Here is a 20,191-nt window from a genome sequence, read left to right on the forward strand (position 1 = left end):
GCGGGATCAGAGCGCCGTCGCGGCGATCCAGCCTCCCCAGACCAGCAACACGCTGCCGGACACGAGGTCGAGCCAGCGCATGGCGGCCGCGTCCATGCGTCGGCCGGCGAAAAGCGCCATGTGAACGAGCATCAGCCACCAGAGCGCCGATCCGGCAAAGACGCCGATCACCAGCACATAGGGCGCCAGCGGCGTGCCGGACGCCGCCGAGCCGAGCGCTGCGACCATGCCGATAAAGGCGAGGATCGTCATCGGGTTGGAGAGCGTCAGTGCAAAGGTCGAGGCCCAGGCCGCGACCACCCCGCGATAAGGACGTCCCTGCCCCGCCGCCTGCGGCGCCGGCTGGTGCCGCGCTGCCCAGTAGCCGCGCAACGACATCGCGCCGAGCGCCGCCACCAGCAGCCCGCCGGCCAGCGCCATCGGCCCGGCATGGGCCACCAGCACGCCCGTCGCGGCAAAGCCCGCGGCCACCATCATCCCGTAGACGGCATCCGCCGTGGCCGCGCCCAGCCCCGTCGCCAGCCCCGCCGCGCGGCCGTCGATCAGCGTCCGCCTAATGCACAATAGCCCGATCGGCCCCACCGGCGCCGCAATGGCCAGCCCAACGCCGATCCCCTTCAGCAGCACCTCGATCATCGCCGCCCCTCGCCTCGAGGCACCACCGGCACCGCCATGGTCTCTTTCAGGGCATCGAGCGAGATCATCGTCTCGGTCCGGCGCACGCCCCGGAGAGGCTTTACCACCTCCTGCAGGAAGGCCTGCAACGCCGCCGTATCCGCCAGCCGTACCTTCATCACGTAAGACCGCGCGCCGCTGACGTGGTGAAGCTCCATCACCTCCGGCCGTTCCGACAAGGCCGTGCAGGCCTCCGCCTCGCCTTTGTAATCGACATCGAGGAGGACAAAGGCGCAAAGTGACGCGCCGGTCGCCACCCGGTCCAGCACGGCCTGCCATCCGGTGATGACGCCCTGCGCCACCAAACGCCGCACGCGATCATTGGCAGAGGAGACCGAGAGCCCAACGGCCTCGGCCAGTTCGGCGCTTGACGCGCGCCCGTTGGCCTGCAGAAGGCCGCAAATCTTCCGGTCGATCTCATCCATGACCCACAAATTGCAGGCACAAATCGACTAAATCAAACAAAATTCCGGATTCAGGGGGATTTCCCACCAGATGACCGAAACAACAACGCCGCCGCCGGAATTCTTCCGGCCAGCGGCGCCATTCAGTCCTGAAATCCGGCAACCGACCGGGGGCCGATCAGCCGTCCTTCTTGAGGCGGTCGAGCATTTGCGCCCGAATCGTCTGCGGCTTCGCCTCGCAGAAGGGCTGGGCACGGGTCCAGGCGATCATGTCGGCGCGCTTGGCCGCGGAGTGGAACGGGCCCCAATCCGCCGCGACGCCACGCATCCCCTGGCTGACCACGCCATCGCGCGGCACCGTGTGGGCCATGATCCGGATTGCGCAGCTCACGTTGTCGGCGCCATTCTTGAGGGCCGAGCCGCTGTTTGCCTTGCAGCCATATCCGCGGGCCGTCGGCGGGGCGATCTGCACCAGCCCGAACCAGAGCCCGCCACCGCCAACGGCGGACGGGTTCCAGGTGCTCTCGTGCTTGGCCAGCGCCGAGATCAGCCCGACCCAGAAGGCCTCGCGATCTTCCTGGCTGGCGGTTACGTAGCCCGGGCACCAGGTTTCGATATCGGCCGGCACCATGGAGGGCAGGACCGCGCCATGCGTCCGCAGCGCGGTCAGGGCGGAGGTGGTCCAATTGGTCGCTTCCGGCCGATGATCCCACCGCATGTGGGGAGCCTTGGTCGAAAGCGTCGATTTGGTGGAAGCGGTTGCCTCGGTCTCTTCCATCGTGGCGTCGTTCGGCGTCGCACAGGCGGAGAGGGCAAATGGCAATGCGAAAAGCGCAGCCTTAAGAAAGGCAAAACGGGTCGGCATTTTGGAAGCTCTGTCAGCATCGGGTCCGGCCCGACGGCGAATTTGTTGCCGGATAAAGTCCGCGTGGCAACCCTCTCGCTCCGGAAGGGGAGAAATCGGCGATCTTTCGCCCGCGGCCCGGGTCAGCGCCCTTGCGCCCGCCATCCATTGTTCAGAACTCAGGAGCAATTGCTTGCCTGAAAAGCCCGCGATACCGCTTTGCGGTCGCGTCGCAGAGCGCCGCGCCCGCATTCTCTCCTCGCCCCGCAAACCGCAACCGGACCGGCAGCGCGCGGTCGTCAAACCGCAAGTCCAGGCCGTAGCGCCGCGCATCCTCCACCGGCAACTCTATTACACGGGACGGCCGCGGCACGCTGCGCAGGATGGCGGACAGATTGCCATTGGGCTCGGGCCGTCCGCCATCACCGGCGCGTAGGCCAGGCAGGATCAGGATGTTAGGCCCAGCCCGGATCGCGCCGTCGTGATGCAGCACCAGCGCCTCGCTCCAGAGCGTTACCCCGCATGGCAACAGCAACCCTGGCCGCTCTACGGGACTGAACAGCCCGGATCGACAAGCCATCTGCCGCAGCAGCGGTGAGCGCGGCAGCCCATGCCGGACCGCCAGCCAGTCATCGAGCGCCAGCAACGCGGTCTCGGCCATGCTTTTCTGCAGGTCCCGCCCCAGTCGGCAAGTTGCGACCGGTCGACGACGCAGCGGCCGGGCAGCCACCGCGGGGAGCGCGAACGGACGGTCGCGACGGATCGCGTCATAGGCGGCATTGATCTGTGCGAGGAAATCGGCCGGACCTCCCAGATCGGGATGAAACCGGCGCACCAGACGGCGATACACCTGGCGCATTTCCTCTGGTGGCAGCCCGGGCACCAGCCCGAGATCGGCAGCCGAGAAGCTCTTTCCCGGCGCCCTCATTCTCCGCCCCGCCTTCCCATCTCCACTGCCCTACTCCTCGCACTACAGTCGCACTCATCGGCTGCCATCCTGACGTCTATGGCGGCAAAAGGAGGACGAATGGTGGAACCGGGGCATGGAAATCGCTGACAATTTATCTCGACGGCGGGCTGAACACTCCGCCAGCCTATCAGCTGCCGCGGCGCGTCTTGCCCCTTGCCCGGGCCTGCACTAAACCCGGATGCGATCAGCCGAAGGGACATGCCTATGCTCGACCTCACCTACGAAGCCCCGAAACCCAAGGTCATCTCGGGCGCGCGGGAAGACTGGGAACTGGTGATCGGGATGGAGGTCCATGCGCAGGTCTCGTCCAAGGCAAAGCTGTTCTCCGGTGCCTCCACGAAATTCGGCTCGGAGCCGAACTCCAACGTCGCCTTCATCGACGCGGGCATGCCGGGGATGCTGCCGGTGATCAACGAGTTCTGCGTTGCCCAGGCGGTGCGGACAGGGCTCGGGCTGAAAGCAGAAATCAATCTTTTCTCGGCCTTCGACCGGAAGAACTACTTCTACCCGGACCTCCCGCAAGGATACCAGATTTCCCAGCTTTATCATCCGATTGTGGGTGAAGGCGAGGTTCTGGTTGACATGGGACCGGGCGTGGCCCGGCTTGTCCGGATCGAACGTATCCACCTCGAACAGGACGCCGGCAAGTCGATCCACGACATGGACCCGAACATGTCCTTCGTCGACCTCAACCGGACAGGCGTGGCGCTGATGGAAATCGTCTCACGCCCCGACATCCGGGGGCCGGAAGAGGCCGCGGCCTACGTCGTCAAGCTGCGGCAGATCCTGCGGTATCTGGGGACCTGCGATGGCAACATGCAGAACGGCAACCTGCGGGCGGACGTGAACGTCTCGGTGTGCCGGCCGGGGGATTACGAGAAATACCGGGAGACCGGGGACTTCGGGCACCTTGGTACGCGCTGCGAGATCAAGAACATGAACTCCATGCGGTTCATCCAGCAAGCCATTGAATACGAAGCGAAACGCCAGATCGCGATCATCGAGGACGGCGGCAAGGTCGACCAGGAGACGCGGCTTTACGATCCGGACAAGGGCGAGACGCGGTCGATGCGGAGCAAGGAAGAGGCGCATGACTACCGCTACTTCCCCTGCCCGGACCTGCTACCGCTGGAGATCGAACAGGCCTGGGTGGACGATATCGCGGCCAGCCTTCCGGAGCTTCCGGATGAGAAAAAGGCTCGCTTTGTCAATGACTTCGGCATGACCGAATACGATGCCTCGGTGCTGACCGCGGAGTCAGAGGCCGCGGCCTATTTCGAGGAAGTGGCGCAGGGGCGTGACGGGAAGCTGGCGGCGAACTGGGTGATCAACGAACTGTTCGGCCGGCTGAAGAAGGACGACCTTGATATCACGCAAAGCCCTGTTTCCGCTGCACAATTGGGCGGGATCATCGACCTGATCACCAAGGGTGACATCTCGGGCAAGATCGCCAAGGACCTGTTCGAGATCGTCTTCAGCGAAGGCGGAGATCCCGCTGGAATCGTTGAAGAAAGAGGGATGAAGCAGGTCACGGACACGGGCGCGATCGAGAAAGTCGTTGACGAGATCATCGAGGCCAATCCGGATCAGGTCGCGAAAGCCAGGGAAAATCCGAAGCTTGCGGGCTGGTTCGTGGGCCAGGTGATGAAGGCGACGGGCGGCAAGGCCAACCCGAAGGCGGTCAACGAAATCGTCGCCAGGAAGCTCGGCTGAGCCCGTTCCGGTCGTTCTGACCACCTGTTCCGGTCGTTTCGCAAATGACCGAAACTGTATCAGGATACCCCAAATCGGCGCATTCGGTCGTTTTCGACGCTGGAATGACCGAAACTCGGGATGAAACGCAAACGGCCGGCTCCGAGGTGCCGGCCGTCGCGATTCTGCGTCCCTGGAATCAGACGATCTCGATGTTGTCGACCAGGGTGTCGAGGTTTCCGATACCCTTGAATGTCAGCGAATTGCCGCCGGAGAACTCGAGGGCGACGTCCTTGCCGTAGTCGAAGCCGTAGCGATCGACGAGGCGCTGCACCGAGTACGACCCGGTCCAGAGAGACTTGTCGAGGCTCACGCTGTCCACGCCATCCTGGAGGTCGAGAATGATATCCTTTCCGCCGTCGAACACGAAGCTGTCCGCACCGCCGTTGCCTGTCATCCGGTCGTTACCATCGGAGCCTGCGAGCACATCGTTGCCCTCGCCGCCAATGAGCTTGTCGTTCCCCTTCTGGCCGTAGAGCCAGTCGCGGCCGCCGGAGCCGTTTATCGAATCTCCCCCTTGGCCGCCCTTGATGACGTTGTTGGCGTTGTTGCCGGTCAGGAAGTCGTTGCCCGACGAACCGGTGAGGTTTTCGATGCTGCGATAGGTGTCGCCGGCGGCTTCTCCCCGGTTCTGTCCCGACTTCGCGAGGTTGGCCCGCACCGGACCGGCGGCACCTGTGTAATCTGCGGTGTCGTTGCCGCCGTCGCCGTAAAGCTTGTCTCCCCCTTTGCCGCCCCGCAGCGTGTCGGCACCCTTGCCGCCAAAGAGACTGTCGGCATCGCCGCCGCCGATCAGGAGATCGTTTCCGGCGCCGCCGTCGAGGATATCCCGCCCGGAGCCACCGTCGATTCTGTCGTTGCCCTTGAGACCAAAGACCTCGTCCCCGCCTCCAAGCGTCTTGACGTTGTCGTCGCGGTTCGTCAGGCGCAGGCTTTCGGCCCCTGCGGTAAAGACAACCGTATCGACGATGCTCACCGTCTGGTTGAGGATGGAGCCCGAGAAGTCGGCGCCGAACTTGTGTTTGAAGGCAAGCTCGAAGGTCTCCAGCTTCTCCTGGTTGAAGTCGCCCAGGATCTTGACCTTGACGCCGGCCTCTGTCTGACCGGGGGCAAAGCGCACGGTGTCCTGCAACAGTTTGAAGTCACGCCCTTCAATTGCTGTACCGTTGACGGCCTTGACCGAGAAGACCTGCGCCGTGTCCAGCGGCCGGCTCAGCTTGATCGAGACAGAGCTGACCGTCTTTCCGTCATTCACAGCGTTTTCGGCAATGCTGACAGGCGCCGCTGCCAGAGCGGTTTTGGAACCCGATCCATCGTCGTCGAGGATGTAGCCGGCGGCCGACAGCACGGGGACCCCGCCCGCGAGTTTCAGACCGGCAGACGGATTGTAGAGCTCCATAAAGAAGACTTCGTCATCCTCGTCCACGTCGTCGTAATATGGAGTCTGAACTTCTATTTCCGCGGAAGTCTGGCCAGCCCTGAAGGTGACCAGTCCCGTATACGCCCGATAGAGATCGCTGTCGGATGCCGTTCCGCTGCTGTTCGTCCGATAATAGACGCTAAGATCTTCGTCTGCGGCTTCGGACAGAACGAGGGTAAAACGAAGGCTGGTATACTTGTTGGTGCCCTCGATTGCATAGGCATCCTGAATGGAAACGACAGGCCCGCCGGATGCGTCGTCGTCGAGGATGCGCGCGACGCCGACGGAATCTGTCTTGGCAAAGCCTTCCCCTTTCGGCGGGATCACCTGAAGGCTGAAATTCTCCGAGCCTTCAAGTGTCTTGTCGCCCTTGACCGGGACCCGGACATACGCGACCTCCTGCCCTGCCTGGAAAACGATCGTACCGGCCGTCTTGACGTAGTCGGATCCGGCGAGAGCAGATCCGTCCACGGTGGTATAGTCGAAACTGAGATCCTTCGAAGCCGGCCGCGAGAGCCACACTTCGAACACGGCGAAGCGCTCCCCGCTGTTGCCTTCCTCGATAATCGGATCGGTGACGCCGAAGGAGAGACTTGGATCGCCATCGTCATCGAGAATGATACCGGGCGACCGCAGGATGGGCTGATCGTGCTGGAACGTGACGCCTGAGGTCGGGTTGTAGAGTTCCATGGTGAAGAACTCGTCGCGCTCGTTAACGTCATCGTAATAGGGCGTCTGCACCGTGATCGTGGCGGAAGTAGCGCCCGCAAGAATGGTAAAGGACCCATCGTAATCTCTGTACAGGTCAGTGACGTAGGCGGAGCCGTCGAAGATCGTTCTGTAGTAAACCGTGACGTTGTAATCCACGGCCCTGACGAGCGTCGCCGTGAAGACAAGGTTCGTATACTGGTTGGTTCCTTCGTCGGCAAAAGCCGGAGAAAGGGTCATCTTGACCATAGAATTCATACCCCCAAGTCAGATTGTGCACAGATGACTGCGCGCTAATGGAAATCCGGCACGGCGCAAAATGCTGGCCGGCTCGCGCCAGATTAGGCGATTCTTCGCGCATGGCCTAATGAATGAGTCATGTTGCGGGAATTTCTCCCGCAGGTTGAATCACGTCGGCATTTCAGCGCTCAGGCCGGGACGGCGAGTTTTGGACGCCGCTGCGCGAATCAGTTAAGGAACGGGCTGCGACAAGCGGATTGCGGGGACGAACCAATGCCGATCTACGAATACAAGGTGGTGCCTGCACCCGTGAAGGGGCTGAAGGGCAAGGGAACCAAGGGCACGCAGGGGCGCTTTGCGCTGGCGCTCGAGACCCTGATGAACGAACTCGGCGCCGCAGGGTGGGAGTACCAGCGCGCCGACACCCTGCCCTGCGAGGAACGCTCGGGCCTGACGGGCTCGACGACCGCCTACCAGAACATGCTGGTGTTCCGCCGCGAGACGGGTGCTGTGCGCAGCGAACAGGCGGTGGCGAAGGCCGCGCCGGAGGCCGGACAGTCCTGGCAGCCCGCTCCCCGGGCCGCGGCGCCAGCGCCCGCCCCCGCCGCGCCAGCAGCTCCGGCTGCGCCCGCCGCTCCTGCGACCCAGCAGGCGACCGAAGCGGCCGCGGCGGCGGCGGCGGCACTCAGCGCCTACCGCGGCACGCCGCCTGCCGGCGCGGCGCCGAAGCTCGGCCCCGCGCGCGCCAGCGACAAGGACGACGACGGAAGCGTCGCCGCCCAGTAACGCCCGCTCAGGCGCTGATATCCAGCGCCAGCGCGTGGATGCGCCCGATCAGCTCCGGCCCGAGCGCGGCATGGACCGCGCGGTGCCGGGCCAGCCGGGACATGTCGGCAAAGCTGTCCGCGGCGATGCGGACGTTGAAGTGGCTCTCGCCGCCTTCCTGGTAGCCCGCGTGGCCCCTGTGTTTCTCGCTGTCGTCCACCACCTGCAGTTCGCGCGGCGAGAAGGCGGCGGTGAGCCGCTCGGCGATTTCATCGGCTACGGTCATTTTTCGGATTTCCCCCTGTTCGAAGCCCCATCGGAGAGATTAAACTCCTGCGTCCGAGTCGGAAAGAACTCCGGGCCGAGCGCAGGTGTTTCGAGAAAGGAGCAGTCCCCATGGCGAAACCAGATCCTTTTGGCTTCGACATTCGCGTCAAGAGCGACAAGCAGAAGCGGTCGCGCGGCAAGCGGGGGATGTCCGGCGCCTTCGAGACATCGAGACGGCAGTGCGAGCATCCGGGCTGCGAGGAGGCCGGCCAGTACCGGGCGCCGAAATCGCCGGATTCGCTGGATGATTACTACTGGTTCTGCAAGGACCACGTGCGCGAGTACAACCTGAAGTGGAACTTCTTCGACGGCACGACCGAGGAGGAATTCCAGGAGCAGATCGACAAGGACAAGGTGTGGGGCCGCGAGACCAAGCCGTTCCGGCAGTCCGCCGAGGAGCGGGCCTGGGCGCGGCTCGGGGTCGATGACGCGCACCAGGTGCTGGGCGAGAACGCCACCCGCAATCCCGGCAAGTCGAGCGGCAGCGCCGGGCGGCGGCTGCCACCGACGGAGCGGCGGGCGCTGGAGATCCTCGACGCCAAGGACCACTGGACAAAGGCCGAGGTGCGCAAGTCCTACAAGGCGCTGATCAAGGTGCTGCACCCGGACATGAACGGCGGCGACCGTTCCGACGAGGAGCGCCTGCAGGAGGTCGTCTGGGCGTGGGACCAGATCAAGGACAGCCGCAACTTCAAGTGAGCTCCCCCGCTGCGGGAGGCCACGGCGGCCAGCCGAGGCCAGCGGTTCAGATCGTGCGAGTCTGACCGCGCTCGCGCGCCGCGACGATGTGGGTCAGCAGCAGCAGCCCGACCCAGATGACCGCGAGCACCGGATTGCGGTCGAAGGCCAGCGGCCCGGCCAGCGCGCTGGCGGCGACGGTCACGAGCTCGCCGAGTTCGAAGCCTTCGGACAGGAATCTCGGCACACTCTTGATGATCCCGCCGAGCAGGCCGGCAAGCACGGTTGCCAGAACGCCCATCGCGAGCGACAGCATCCAGCCCGTTAGGCCCGGGCGCCCGAACAGCCCCGCAAGGATCCAGCCGACGATGAACCCGCCCAGCGCCTGGGCGACCAGCTGGAAGGTGATCGCGCCGGCGAGCCCGGGCTGGGCGTCGGCCATGGCGGCGCTGTCCTGGAAGATGAAGGCCAGCACCAGCAGCCCCGAGATTACGGCCATCATCTGCGCCACCACCAGCCGCGGTGCGCGTCCAGGTTTCGAGGTATCGGTCATGCGATCACTGCCCCTTGTTCGTTCTTGCGCCCGGCGGGCGTCCCCAGGGTCAATTTGCCCGGAAACGGGGGCCGAGGAAAGACCGCGGCGCGCAGTCAGCGGCCGCGGTGCGCTTTGGCATCGGAAGGCGTCGCGTCGGCCCGGGCGCGCACCAGGCGGGCGAAGCTTCGGGCCTCGCTCCGCCGCAGGCTGAGGGCTGCGAGAAGGACCGGGGCGGCGGTCGGCGGCAAGAAGGAGCAGCGCGCTATGCCCTCCAATTTTCGGCTGAGAAAGCGGTCTTCGAGAAGGCAAGGAACCACGCTCGGGCGCATGCCGCGTCTGTGGCGCCTGGCCGGGCCTTCGTGATCGGCGAACCGGTCCTACCCCGTGTCGCCGGTCAACCTGGCACGTCCGTCCATCAATACCAGGACACCGTGGCAAGGGCAGAAGATCCGGCCGAGGCTGGCCCCGGCCACGGCAACTCCGGCAGCGGCGAAAGAACGACCGGGACGGGTCGCGCCACTACGGCGTTGCGCAAGGACCAAACGGAACAATGCGCCAGAGGCCCGCGTTCACTACCCATAAAGCCATCGCACGACCATGAAAGGAGGCCCCCGATGGATCGTCTCGCATTGCTCGTCACGCTTGCCGCAGGCACCAGCATTCCCGGCGCTCTCGTCATCCTGGTTCTCGTGTCTGGGATCTACTCGTGGACCGCCATCCTCGGAGCCGTGATCGTCGGTCTCCTGCTCGCCTACCCGGTGTCTTACTGGGCTGCCCGCAGAATCAAACGGGAAGATCCCGAATGGAACAGCCGGCGCGAGCGCCCGATAACCGCAGCCCCGGGCGAAAAACCCCAGAAGATCTGAGACCGGGTGACGCTTGCCCCCGCGCGCGGCACGCGCGCGCCCGGCCCAACGGGAGGAGGCGCATCTGCGATGCGTGGACGACCGGCGGGAGGGCGCCGTCACTCGGCACGGCGTCGCACCCGGCTGGCGAGGAGACGGAGGGGGATTGTGAGGATGAAGAGGACAATCAGCGCTATGGCGATACTGTATGGGGAGAGTGTCAGAAGTGCGTCACCGCCTCGTTGTTGCAGCACTTCCGGAAAGAGAATGTTCCATTGGCCAAAAAAGAACAGCTGGCCCCAGAGCGGTTCCGAGGATCGGAACTGCGAAAAATCCTCCGATCAGCGCCCCGGTGACTGAGACAGGGATTGCGGCGGACAGGGCCCTTTTGACCCCGGGCCAACCCGGATGCCCGAACGACGCGGTCCATATCCGACCAGCAAGGTATCCGCCCAGCGCGGTACACCCCGGCCACCAGTAGATCAGCCGAAAGCTCATCGGCTCGTGCCGAAGTGAGAAAAGGAATGATGGGCACATCAGAATGACTGCCGCCACGGCGACCAGCCCGGCGATGCGTCGCCGGACTGGTGCCGGATCCCGCGCCGGGGATGCGGACCGGGCCGGCTCTTCGCCGTCGAAACCTGCGTGGTTTGTCATCGGTGCGCGCCCCGTGAATCTCGCCGGAAGGCTGCCCGCTCCGCCCGGCCCATGCAACGCGGCGCGGGATCGCATGGCCACCCTTGCACCCCTGTCGGATATGGTGCATCCCGGGCACCGGTCGCGCTGCCCGGGCGCGGACGTTTTTGCGAGGAGCAGGATCATGGCAGCCACCACCGTCGACCCCAAAGCGAAACCCACCGAGGAAGTCTCTGTCCGGGACGTGTTCGGGATCGACACCGACATGGTGGTCAAGGGCTTTGCCGATGTGGCCGAACGGGTGCCGGAGATCGACCCGACCTACAAGTTCGATCCCGATACCACGCTGGCGATCCTCGCGGGCTTCAGCCACAACCGCCGGGTGATGATCCAGGGCTACCACGGCACCGGCAAGTCGACCCATATCGAGCAGGTCGCCGCCCGGCTGAACTGGCCCACCGCGCGGGTCAACCTCGACAGCCACATCTCCCGGATCGACCTCATCGGCAAGGACGCGATCAAGCTGCGCGACGGCAAGCAGGTGACGGAGTTCCAGGAGGGCATCCTGCCCTGGGCGCTCCGGAACCCGGTGGCTATCGTCTTCGACGAGTACGACGCCGGCCGCGCCGACGTGATGTTCGTGATCCAGCGGGTCCTCGAGCACGATGGCAAGCTGACGCTGCTCGACCAGAACGAGGTGATCACGCCGCACCCGTCGTTCCGGCTCTTCGCGACCGCCAACACCGTGGGCCTGGGCGACACCACCGGCCTCTACCACGGCACCCAGCAGATCAACCAGGCGCAGATGGACCGATGGTCGCTGGTCGCGACGCTGAACTACCTCAGCCACGACGCCGAGACGGCGATCGTCCTGAGCAAGGCGCCGACCTACAACACCGAGAAGGGCCGCAGGACGGTGAGCCAGATGGTGACCGTCGCCGACCTGACCCGGACCGCATTCATGAACGGCGAGCTGTCGACGGTGATGAGCCCCCGGACGGTGATCAACTGGGCGCAGAACGCGATGATCTTCCGCTCGGTCGGCTATGCCTTCCGGCTGACCTTCCTCAACAAGTGCGACGAGCTGGAGCGGCAGACGGTGGCGGAGTTCTACCAGCGCTGCTTCGACGAGGAACTGCCCGAGAGCGCGGTAAGCACGGCGCTCGGCTGAGCCGCCCCGCCCGCGCGCGCCAGGACATCCGGGGCCGCGGGACATTTCTGAACAGATGACGGATCGGGCGCGGGCGGCGCCCGTTTTGCGTTCGCGGTGGCGGAGGACGCGGGGCGGCCTGTAGCATGGGCGTCCCGCGCAGGATTGTTTTCATTTTGCCTTATTGTTGTGCGGTTTTTCGCATGTAATGCTTTTGTTATGACCAGTTTGAAAACTCTCGTCTTTCCCGTGCTGTGCATCGGGATGATCGTCGGCCTCCCGCAGGGCGGTTCGGCGGCGGACGGGCGCGGGGCGGCGCCTGCGGGTGAGATGGTGCGGGTCTTTGCCTCCTGCGTGGGCCGGTTGTCGGCCGAGATGCAGCACCAGTGGCTGGTGTCCGACCCGAGGGCGGACCAGACGGAGGCGGAGCGCGCGGCGATGATCGATCTGCTTGAGGCGGCGATGCCGGAGGAAGCCGGCCGGGATGTGCTGCAGGAGCGGACGGCGGCGCGGCAGGCGCATTCGGCGCTGCTCAGCCAGGCACTGTTTCACTCGGACCGGCGGCTGGCGGAATGGTCGCGGCGGCGGGCGGCCTCGGAGATCGACTATTGCCGGGGGCTGGCGCTGTTCTGACAGGCAGCGCATCGGCGTTCCCCGGCATGAGGTTTTCCTTCAATTCCAAACCGCAAGGCCCTATCTGTAGCGCATGAGTGAGATCGAGTTGAAGGTCGTCCTGGACGACGCCGGCGAAGCGCACCTGCGGGCGCGGCTGGAGGATGTACGGCAGGGGGGACCGGCGCTGCGGCGGCAGTCCCTGCGGACGGTCTATCACGACACGCCGGATCACCGGCTGCGCAAGGCCGGCACGGCGTTGCGGCTGCGGCTGGAGGGCGAGACCTGGACCCAGACCGTGAAGGCGCGGGCCGGGATCGCCGGCGGGCTCATGCGCACCGAAGAGGTGGACGCCCCTGCCCCCGACGGCCTTCTGGACCTCAACCGCATCCCGGTGCCGGAGATCCGCGAGGAGATCCTGGCCGCGGTGGACGGGGCGGAGCTGTTGCCGGTCTGCGAGACCCGGATGGAGCGGACGTCCTGCGTGCTGCGCTCCGAGGGCGGGGCGCGGGTGGAGCTGGCTATCGACTGCGGCGAGATCCTGGCCGGCGACCGGCGCGCGCCGTTCCGCGAGGCGGAGCTGGAGCTGCTGCAGGGCGATGTGAGCGCGCTCTACGATCTGGCGGGGCGGCTGTTTCCCGAGGGCGGGCTGCGGCTGTCGACGCTACCGAAATCGGCGCGAGGCTACCTGCTGGCGGAGACCGGCGAGATCGGACCGAAGCTGGCGCCGCGCAAGGCCCGCGAGGTGCCGCTTGCGCCGGAGATGACAGCCGAGATCGCGGCGCGGGACGTGCTGCGGGAATGTTTCGAACAGATCACCGCGAATATCGACGTGGTGCTGCATTCGCCGGCGCCGGAGGGACCGCACCAGCTCCGGATCGGGCTGCGGCGGCTACGGGCGGCGATGGGCCTGTTCCGACCGGTGATCGGCCATCCGGAGATGGCGCGACTGGGCGCGCAGGCCAAGGCGCTTGGCGCGGCGGTGGGAGCCTTGCGCGACCTCGACGTGGTGATTGCCGACGTGATCGACCCGAGCGAGCGCGACCATGCCTCCGAGCCCGGCTTCGCAATCTTGCGCGAGGCGGTGGAGGCGCGGCGCGATACCACGCGGGAGACCCTGCGCCGGCATCTCGAGGGCGCCGAGGTCCAGGGGTTCCAGATCGCGCTGGCGCGGTTCATCGAGGCGCGGGGCTGGCTGGTGCCGAGCGACATCGATCAGACCACGCGGCTGGCCGCCCCGGTTGGCGAGCTGGCCGAACGGGCGCTTGGCAAGCGGTGGAAATCGGTACGCAAACATGCCCACGGGATCGACCACCTGACCATCGAGGCGCGGCACGAGCTGCGCAAGGAGCTCAAGAAGCTGCGCTATTCGGTTGAGTTCATGGGGCCGCTCTACAAGGAGAAGGCCGTGGCCGAATTCGTCAAGCGGATGAAGCGGTTGCAGACCGTCTTTGGCGAGCTGAACGACCTCGCGATGGCCGAGGAGATGCTCTGCGGGATCGACAGCCCCGGCGCGCGGAATCTTGCGGCGCAGCGGGCGGTGGGCTGGATCCTCGGCAACCGGGGCGCCCATGCGGAACTGTCCTGGACCCATGCCAAGGAGCTGTGGCAGGACCTCAAGGGAAAGGGACCTTTCTGGGCGTGAGCTGGCCGGAATGGCCGCTTCCTCCTCAGCCGGAATGGTCGAAGGTGAAGAGCTGCACGCCGGGAAGATCGAAGATCGGGCGGCCGAATTCCGAGACGCAGTTCCGCGAGGAGACGTCGATGACGTAGTCGGGGGGGCCGAGCCGTTCCAGCACGTCACGGACCGAGGGGCAGTCCTCGGCAACACGCAGATCCTCCGAGGTCTGCCAGCGTGCCATGTATTCACCCTCGTTCAGCCATTCCGAGCCCTGCACGGTGTTGAGAACCTTGTGCTCAGACAAGTAGGGCCACCACTCGGCATCCTTGCTGACCGCCCAGGGATCGTCGGTTAGGATCGCGGCGACAGCGCTATCGGGAAATTCCTCGGCCGCCCAGGAGGCCGCGGCCTGGACATCGGGTGACAGCTTGCGGAAGCCGACGACGTTTCCAGACTGCTGGACCAGCGAGACCGTCAGAAGGGCCACGACCACAACGACGGCAAGGGCTTCGGCGCGCATGGACAGGCCCTGCGCCGGGCGCGTGACGCGGCCAGGCAGCTCTTCAAGTTGCCGCCTGAGCCAGTTGAGAACACTGTCGAAACCGTATGCGAGAAGGATTGCGGTCGGAAATACGGCAACGGAACCGAAATGCCGGGGCGTGACGAAGTAGAAGGCGACCAGCATGGCAAGCCAGACGTTTTCGCGCCGCTGCCAGAGCACGACCGACCCGATCACGCAGAGCCATGTCAAGTGAAATGGCCGGAAGAATGAGAGCTGCGCAGAGGCCGTGACAGCGATAGGCAGGCTCCAATGGGCGCTGCTGCTCGCGCTGCGGAACGGGTCGAGACCCTGGGTGGAGAGTTGCCAGATCGCCCAGGGCGCGACCACGAGGGCGGCGCACAGTCCGGCGAGCACGATCACCCGCGCCTTTTCCGCTCCCGTGCGGCTGGAGAACAGCACCAGCAGGACGGCGCCGACGATTGCATTGATCCCCCATTCCAGGTGGGCAAGCAGCGCCAGCCCGGCAAAGAGACCGCCGAGGACCGCCGGACGGGTGCGATTGCCACTGGTTGCGGCGAGGGCCGCGATCAGCGTGAGCAGGAAGAACAGGGCTCCTGTCGACCGGGAAATGCCGCCGCCCATCAGCAGGTATTCGATCGACCGAACCTGCAGCAACGCCGCGGCCCCGGCGAGGAGAAAGATGAAATCGTCCTCGATGACTTCACGATACAACCACAATGCCGCCAGCACTACCAGCAGCGACAGGGCCAGCGGGTAGACGACCGCGACCTGCACGGGCGCAAGCCCCAGCCACAACAGGCCCGACGCAGCAAAGAACGACAGCGGTGGATAGGCGAAGGGGACGCATTCGCCGTTGTAGCCGACACAAGGCTCGGTGAAGTAGGCGCCGGCGTGGATGTGTTCGACGAACGCGAGGAAGAGCGCTCCGTCATTCAGCGGGAAAAACGCACCTGCGAAAGGGTAGAGGCGGACAAAGACGGCCGTTGCAAGAAGCAGAAAGGCCGGGACCAGAAAGGTCCTCTCGACCACGTTATCGTTCAACAAATGACCAACGTCCCTTGGAATGCAGGAAGGGTGTGGCTATCGATAAAGCGGGTGGGCCTTTTGCTGTCAATCACGTGGCTGACCTTACGGCAGGCAGCGCGGCATTTGTGCATCTGCTTCCGAGCGCGTCTCCGATGGCCGGCGTCACGGGTGCGGCCGCACTCACATCTCTTCGAGCGACAGGATATAGGCCGTCACGTGGCCGACGTTCTCGGGCATCATGAAGTCCCACATCGCGGGCATGCTGGTGTGGATGGGGAACATGATCCGGCTCCAGATCTGATCCTCTCCCCAGTAGACCGAAATCGCCCTGAAGCTCGGCGGCGTCTGCTTGAAGGCCCCGTCGGCGCTCACGTCGTGGCAGCGGGCGCAATACTGATCGGCAAGAAGCTTGCCCGCCTCCGCGTCGCCGGCGCTCTGCGCAAGTCCGGCCCCGGCCCAGAGTGCCAGGATCGTTGTCAGGATAATGCGTTTCATCGTCTCTCCTCCCTGTTTCGCATCCCATAACTTCCCTTACGTCAATTTGCCGCGTGCCGCCTTGATGCCGGTCAATGCACCCCCGATCCGGGGCCGGTGATTTTTTCACGCCGTGCATGGCACCCGGGCGAAATCCATCCTAGGTTGCCGGGGATTGATCCAGATGCCCCCGGGGGAGACATGGCCCAGCAAGACAACCCTGCCGACCCCTTCAAGAAGGCGCTGAGCGAGGCGACCCGGGTGATCGCCGACGACCCCGACCTGGGCGTCGTGTTCACCGTCGACCCGCCAGGCATGACCGCCGACCAGGTGCGGCTGCCGCAGGTGAGCCGGCGGCTGACCAAGGAGGAGGTGCTGCTGGCGCGCGGCACGGCGGATGCCTTTGCGCTGCGGCGCAAGTATCACGATCCCGGCGTGCACCAGCGCTACCTGCCCTCGGGCCAGATGGCGCTCGACCTTTACGAGGCGATGGAGACGGCGCGCTGCGAGGCGCTCGGGGCGCGGACCATGCCGGGCACGGCCGGCAACATCGACGCCAAGATCAACCACGAGGCGGTGCGGCGCGGCTATGGCCAGATCAGCAACCCGAGCGAGGCGCCCCTGGCGGTGGCGGCGGGCTACATGATCCGGGCGCTGGCCACCGGCCGGGAGCTGCCGGAGCCGGCGCAAAACGTGCTCGACCTGTGGCGCGACCACCTGGAGGGCTCGGCCTCGGAGACGCTGCCGGACCTCGAGTCCTGCCTCGACGACCAGGCGGCCTTTGCGAAGTTCGCGCGCCAGGTGATCGAGGATCTGGGCTACGGCGACCAGCTGGGCGAGGACCCCGACGAGGTCGACGAGGAGGAGAGCTCCGAGGAGGCCGAGCAGGATCCCGACGAGCCGGAGAGCACCGGTCAGGAGGACGAGGAAGGCCGCCAGGACGAGGAGAGCCAGCCCGAGGAGGACCAGGAGACCACCGACGATCCGTCGGAGGCGCAGGTCTCGATGGACGATTCGGCGGAATCGGACATGGGCGAGGAGACCGAATTGCCCGAGGGCGAGGCGCCGCTGGAGCCCCCTGCCCCGGCGCCGGTCTCGGAGGCGGACCCGGGCTACAAGGTCTTTACCACCGAATTCGACGAGATCATCGAGGCGACCGAACTGGCGGAGCCGGCGGAGCTGGAGCGGCTGCGGGCCTATCTCGACCAGCAGCTCGAGCCGCTGAAGGGCGCGGTGAGCCGGCTGGCCAACAAGCTGCAGCGGCGGCTGCAGGCGCAGCAGAACCGGAGCTGGGAGTTCGACCTGGAGGAAGGCATCCTGGACGCCGGGCGGCTGGCCCGCGTGGTGGCCAACCCGACCACGCCGCTCTCCTTCAAGGTCGAGAAGGACACCGAGTTCCGCGACACGGTGGTGACGCTGCTGCTGGACAATTCCGGCTCGATGCGCGGCCGGCCGATCTCGATCGCCGCGATCTGCGCCGACGTGCTGGCGCGGACGCTGGAGCGGTGCTCGGTCAAGGTGGAGATCCTCGGCTTCACCACCCGGCTGTGGAAGGGCGGGCAGAGCCGGGAGCGCTGGCTCAAGGAGGGCCGGATGCAGATCCCCGGCCGGCTCAACGACCTGCGCCATATCATCTACAAGTCGGCGGACGCGCCCTGGCGGCGCTCGCGCGACAATCTCGGGCTGATGATGAAGGAAGGGCTGCTCAAGGAGAACATCGACGGCGAGGCGCTGGAATGGGCGCACAAGCGGATGGTCGGGCGGCCCGAGGCGCGCAAGATCCTGATGGTGATCTCGGACGGGGCGCCGGTGGACGACAGCACGCTGTCGGTGAACCCGGCGAACTACCTGGAGAAGCACCTGCGGGACGTGATCGCGATGATCGAGCGGCGGCGGCAGGTCGAGCTGATCGCCATCGGCATCGGCCACGACGTGACGCGCTATTACGACCGGGCGGTGACGATCACCGATGTCGAGCAGCTGGCCGGCGCGATGACCGAGCAGCTGGCGGCCTTGTTCGACAACGACCCGCGGGCGCGGGCGCGGTTTCTCGGGATGAGGAAGGCCGGCTGACGGCGGGATTGGACCCGGCGGCGGGGCGCGCCTGCGCCGCGTGCCTCCGTCGGGGATATTTTTGAACAGATGAGGACGGGGGCCGGTATGGATCAGCCGGGGTTTCAGGAATTCGCGGTGACGACGCGGCCGGAGGACGGGCCGGCGCGGCTGGCGGCGTTGCGGGCGAAGCTGGCGGAGATCGGGCTCGACGGGTTCCTGGTGCCGCGGGCGGATGCCTTCCAGGGCGAATACGTGGCGCAGCATGACGAGCGGCTGGCCTGGCTGACCGGTTTCACCGGCTCGGCGGGGTTCTGCGCCGTGCTGCCCTCGGTCGCCGGCGTGTTCATCGACGGGCGCTATACGGTGCAGGTGCGCGCGCAGGTCGACCTGGAGCATTTCACGCCGGTCGGCTGGCCGAAGGTTCAGCTCGGCGACTGGCTGGTCGAACAGATGCCGGAGGGCGGGCGGATCGGCTTCGATCCGCGGCTGCACACGGTCGAGGCGGTCGAGGCGCTGGCCCGCAAGGGAGCGCCGCAGGGCATCGAGCTGGTGGCGGTGGAGAACCCGGTCGACGCGATCTGGGAGGACCAGCCGGCCCCGCCGGTGGGGCCGATCTCGGTGCATCCGCTGGAACTGACCGGCGAGGCGCATGATGCGAAGCGGGCGCGGCTGGCGGCGGAGCTGACGCGCAAGGGCGAGCGGGCGGCGGTGATCTCGCTGCCGGATTCGGTGGCCTGGCTGCTGAACATCCGGGGCAGCGACATCGTCCGAAACCCGGTGCCCCATGCGGTGGCGATCCTGCACGATGACGGGCGGGTGGCGCTGTTCTGCGACCCGGCCAAGCTCACGGACGAGGTGCGGGCGCACCTGGGCGAGGCGGTCGAGTGCCGCCCCGAGGCGGCGCTGCCGGAGGCGTTGGCGGCACTGGAGGGGCCGGTGCGGCTCGACCGGAGCAGCGCCTCGGTCTGGCTCAAGGCGCAGCTCGGCGAGACCGAGGTGGTGCTGGGGCGCGATCCCTGCGTGCTGCCAAAGGCGCGCAAGAACCCGGCCGAGATCGCGGGGATGCGGGCGGCGCATCTGCGCGACGGGGCGGCGATGTGCCGGTTCCTGTGCTGGCTCGACGCCGAGGCGCCGACGGGCAGGCTGACAGAGATCGACGTGGTGAAGCGACTGGAGCAGGAGCGCCGGCACGACCCGATGCTGCGCGACATCAGCTTCGAGACCATCGCCGGCAGCGGCCCGAACGGGGCGATCGTGCACTATCGGGTGAGCGAGGCGAGCAACCGGCCGGTCACGCCGGGGGAGATCCTGCTGGTGGATTCGGGCGGGCAATATGCCGACGGCACAACCGACATCACCCGCACCATCGCCACAGGCCCCGTGACCGCCGAGCAGAAGGCCTGTTTCACGCGGGTCCTGCAGGGGATGATCGCGGTCTCGGCGCAGCGCTGGCCGGTGGGGCTGACCGGGCGGGATCTGGATGCGCTGGCGCGGGCGCCGCTGTGGCGGGCCGGGCAGGATTACGACCACGGCACCGGGCACGGCGTCGGCGCCTACCTGTCGGTGCACGAGGGGCCGCAGCGGATCTCGCGGCAGACAGACGTGGTGCTTGAGCCCGGCATGGTCCTGTCGAACGAACCCGGCTACTACCGCGAGGGGGCGTTCGGCATCCGGATCGAGAACCTGATCCACATAACCGAGGCCCCCGACCTGCCCGGCGGCGATGCCGGGCGCGAGATGCTGGCCTTCGAGACGCTGACCTGGGTGCCGATCGACCGGCGGCTGATCGACGTGGCGCTGCTCGGCGACGCGGAGCGGGGCTGGCTCGACGCCTATCACGCCGAGACGTTGCGGCGTATCCGGCCCCTGCTCGATAATGACGCGGCACAGTGGCTGGACGCGACAACCGCGCCCTTGTAGCTTTAGGCGCT

At 66.2% G+C, this 20,191-nt stretch carries 18 protein-coding genes; 9 read left to right on the top strand and 9 right to left on the bottom strand.

What is annotated here, in order from left to right:
• Window positions 1-6: 6 nt before the first annotated feature.
• The 4 genes from ACFQ2S_RS14035 to ACFQ2S_RS14050 all read right to left on the bottom strand — a co-directional run bounded on the left by ACFQ2S_RS14035 (window position 7) and on the right by ACFQ2S_RS14050 (window position 2,851).
• Window positions 7-636 carry a LysE family transporter gene (locus tag ACFQ2S_RS14035; protein ID WP_386075349.1) on the bottom strand — a complete coding sequence of 210 codons (630 nt, stop codon included), beginning with the start codon at window positions 634-636 and terminating at the stop codon, window positions 7-9.
• The gene (locus ACFQ2S_RS14040) at window positions 633-1,100 is read right to left on the bottom strand and encodes an Lrp/AsnC family transcriptional regulator (RefSeq protein ID WP_386075351.1); all 468 of its coding nucleotides are present in this window, start codon (window positions 1,098-1,100) and stop codon (window positions 633-635) included. Before ACFQ2S_RS14040 ends, ACFQ2S_RS14035 begins: the two co-directional genes overlap by 4 nt.
• A 157-nt stretch (window positions 1,101-1,257) precedes the next feature.
• Window positions 1,258-1,944 carry a transglycosylase SLT domain-containing protein gene (locus ACFQ2S_RS14045; protein WP_386075353.1) on the bottom strand — a complete coding sequence of 229 codons (687 nt, stop codon included), beginning with the start codon at window positions 1,942-1,944 and terminating at the stop codon, window positions 1,258-1,260.
• Between the two features lie 151 nt (window positions 1,945-2,095).
• Window positions 2,096-2,851, bottom strand: a complete 756-nt coding sequence (locus ACFQ2S_RS14050; protein ID WP_386075354.1) for a J domain-containing protein — start codon at window positions 2,849-2,851, stop codon at window positions 2,096-2,098.
• A gap of 246 nt (window positions 2,852-3,097) precedes the next feature.
• On the opposite strand from ACFQ2S_RS14050, the gene gatB reads away from it, so the two are divergent.
• Window positions 3,098-4,606 (top strand): Asp-tRNA(Asn)/Glu-tRNA(Gln) amidotransferase subunit GatB, encoded by a 1,509-nt coding sequence (gatB, locus tag ACFQ2S_RS14055; RefSeq protein WP_386075356.1) that lies wholly within the window; start codon window positions 3,098-3,100, stop codon window positions 4,604-4,606.
• A gap of 178 nt (window positions 4,607-4,784) precedes the next feature.
• On the opposite strand, the gene ACFQ2S_RS14060 is transcribed toward gatB, so the two are convergent.
• Window positions 4,785-7,022, bottom strand: coding sequence for a Calx-beta domain-containing protein (locus tag ACFQ2S_RS14060; RefSeq protein ID WP_386075358.1), 2,238 nt, complete (start codon window positions 7,020-7,022; stop codon window positions 4,785-4,787).
• Between the two features lie 264 nt (window positions 7,023-7,286).
• Between ACFQ2S_RS14060 and ACFQ2S_RS14065 the strand changes: the two genes are divergently transcribed.
• Window positions 7,287-7,799, top strand: coding sequence for a DUF4177 domain-containing protein (locus ACFQ2S_RS14065; RefSeq protein WP_386075360.1), 513 nt, complete (start codon window positions 7,287-7,289; stop codon window positions 7,797-7,799).
• A 7-nt stretch (window positions 7,800-7,806) separates the two neighbouring features.
• Here the strand turns inward: ACFQ2S_RS14065 and ACFQ2S_RS14070 are convergent, their stop codons facing one another.
• Window positions 7,807-8,064, bottom strand: a complete 258-nt coding sequence (locus tag ACFQ2S_RS14070; protein ID WP_089232706.1) for a BolA family protein — start codon at window positions 8,062-8,064, stop codon at window positions 7,807-7,809.
• Window positions 8,065-8,174: 110 nt separating this feature from the next.
• Between ACFQ2S_RS14070 and ACFQ2S_RS14075 the strand changes: the two genes are divergently transcribed.
• Window positions 8,175-8,804: a J domain-containing protein gene (locus tag ACFQ2S_RS14075; RefSeq protein WP_386075362.1), complete on the top strand. Its 630-nt coding sequence runs from the start codon at window positions 8,175-8,177 to the stop codon at window positions 8,802-8,804.
• Between the two features lie 46 nt (window positions 8,805-8,850).
• On the opposite strand, the gene ACFQ2S_RS14080 is transcribed toward ACFQ2S_RS14075, so the two are convergent.
• The gene (locus ACFQ2S_RS14080; RefSeq protein WP_386075364.1) at window positions 8,851-9,336 is read right to left on the bottom strand and encodes a hypothetical protein; all 486 of its coding nucleotides are present in this window, start codon (window positions 9,334-9,336) and stop codon (window positions 8,851-8,853) included.
• A 596-nt stretch (window positions 9,337-9,932) separates the two neighbouring features.
• Here ACFQ2S_RS14080 and ACFQ2S_RS14085 point away from each other — a divergent pair.
• From ACFQ2S_RS14085 to ACFQ2S_RS14100, 4 genes are all read left to right on the top strand, one after another.
• The gene (locus tag ACFQ2S_RS14085; protein ID WP_386075366.1) at window positions 9,933-10,184 is read left to right on the top strand and encodes a hypothetical protein; all 252 of its coding nucleotides are present in this window, start codon (window positions 9,933-9,935) and stop codon (window positions 10,182-10,184) included.
• Between the two features lie 799 nt (window positions 10,185-10,983).
• Window positions 10,984-11,970, top strand: coding sequence for a cobaltochelatase subunit CobS (cobS, locus tag ACFQ2S_RS14090; RefSeq protein WP_386075368.1), 987 nt, complete (start codon window positions 10,984-10,986; stop codon window positions 11,968-11,970).
• A 198-nt stretch (window positions 11,971-12,168) separates the two neighbouring features.
• Entirely contained in the window at window positions 12,169-12,582 is a 414-nt protein-coding gene (locus ACFQ2S_RS14095; RefSeq protein ID WP_386075370.1) for a hypothetical protein, read from the top strand.
• 73 nt (window positions 12,583-12,655) lie between these two features.
• Complete coding sequence (locus ACFQ2S_RS14100; protein WP_386075371.1) at window positions 12,656-14,206, top strand: CYTH and CHAD domain-containing protein; 1,551 nt, start codon at window positions 12,656-12,658, stop codon at window positions 14,204-14,206.
• Between the two features lie 25 nt (window positions 14,207-14,231).
• Here the strand turns inward: ACFQ2S_RS14100 and ACFQ2S_RS14105 are convergent, their stop codons facing one another.
• On the bottom strand, window positions 14,232-15,749 hold the full coding sequence (locus tag ACFQ2S_RS14105) for a hypothetical protein (protein ID WP_386075373.1): 1,518 nt from the start codon (window positions 15,747-15,749) through the stop codon (window positions 14,232-14,234).
• Window positions 15,750-15,911: 162 nt separating this feature from the next.
• Window positions 15,912-16,226 carry a c-type cytochrome gene (locus tag ACFQ2S_RS14110; protein WP_386075375.1) on the bottom strand — a complete coding sequence of 105 codons (315 nt, stop codon included), beginning with the start codon at window positions 16,224-16,226 and terminating at the stop codon, window positions 15,912-15,914.
• A 180-nt stretch (window positions 16,227-16,406) separates the two neighbouring features.
• Here ACFQ2S_RS14110 and cobT point away from each other — a divergent pair, with 180 nt between their 5' ends.
• Window positions 16,407-18,278: a cobaltochelatase subunit CobT gene (gene cobT / locus ACFQ2S_RS14115; RefSeq protein WP_386075377.1), complete on the top strand. Its 1,872-nt coding sequence runs from the start codon at window positions 16,407-16,409 to the stop codon at window positions 18,276-18,278.
• A gap of 87 nt (window positions 18,279-18,365) precedes the next feature.
• Window positions 18,366-20,180: an aminopeptidase P family protein gene (locus tag ACFQ2S_RS14120; RefSeq protein WP_386075379.1), complete on the top strand. Its 1,815-nt coding sequence runs from the start codon at window positions 18,366-18,368 to the stop codon at window positions 20,178-20,180.
• The last annotated feature ends 11 nt before the right edge of the window (window positions 20,181-20,191 follow it).

The organism is Tropicimonas aquimaris (genome assembly GCF_042676185.1).
Lineage (GTDB): Bacteria > Pseudomonadota > Alphaproteobacteria > Rhodobacterales > Rhodobacteraceae > Tropicimonas > Tropicimonas aquimaris.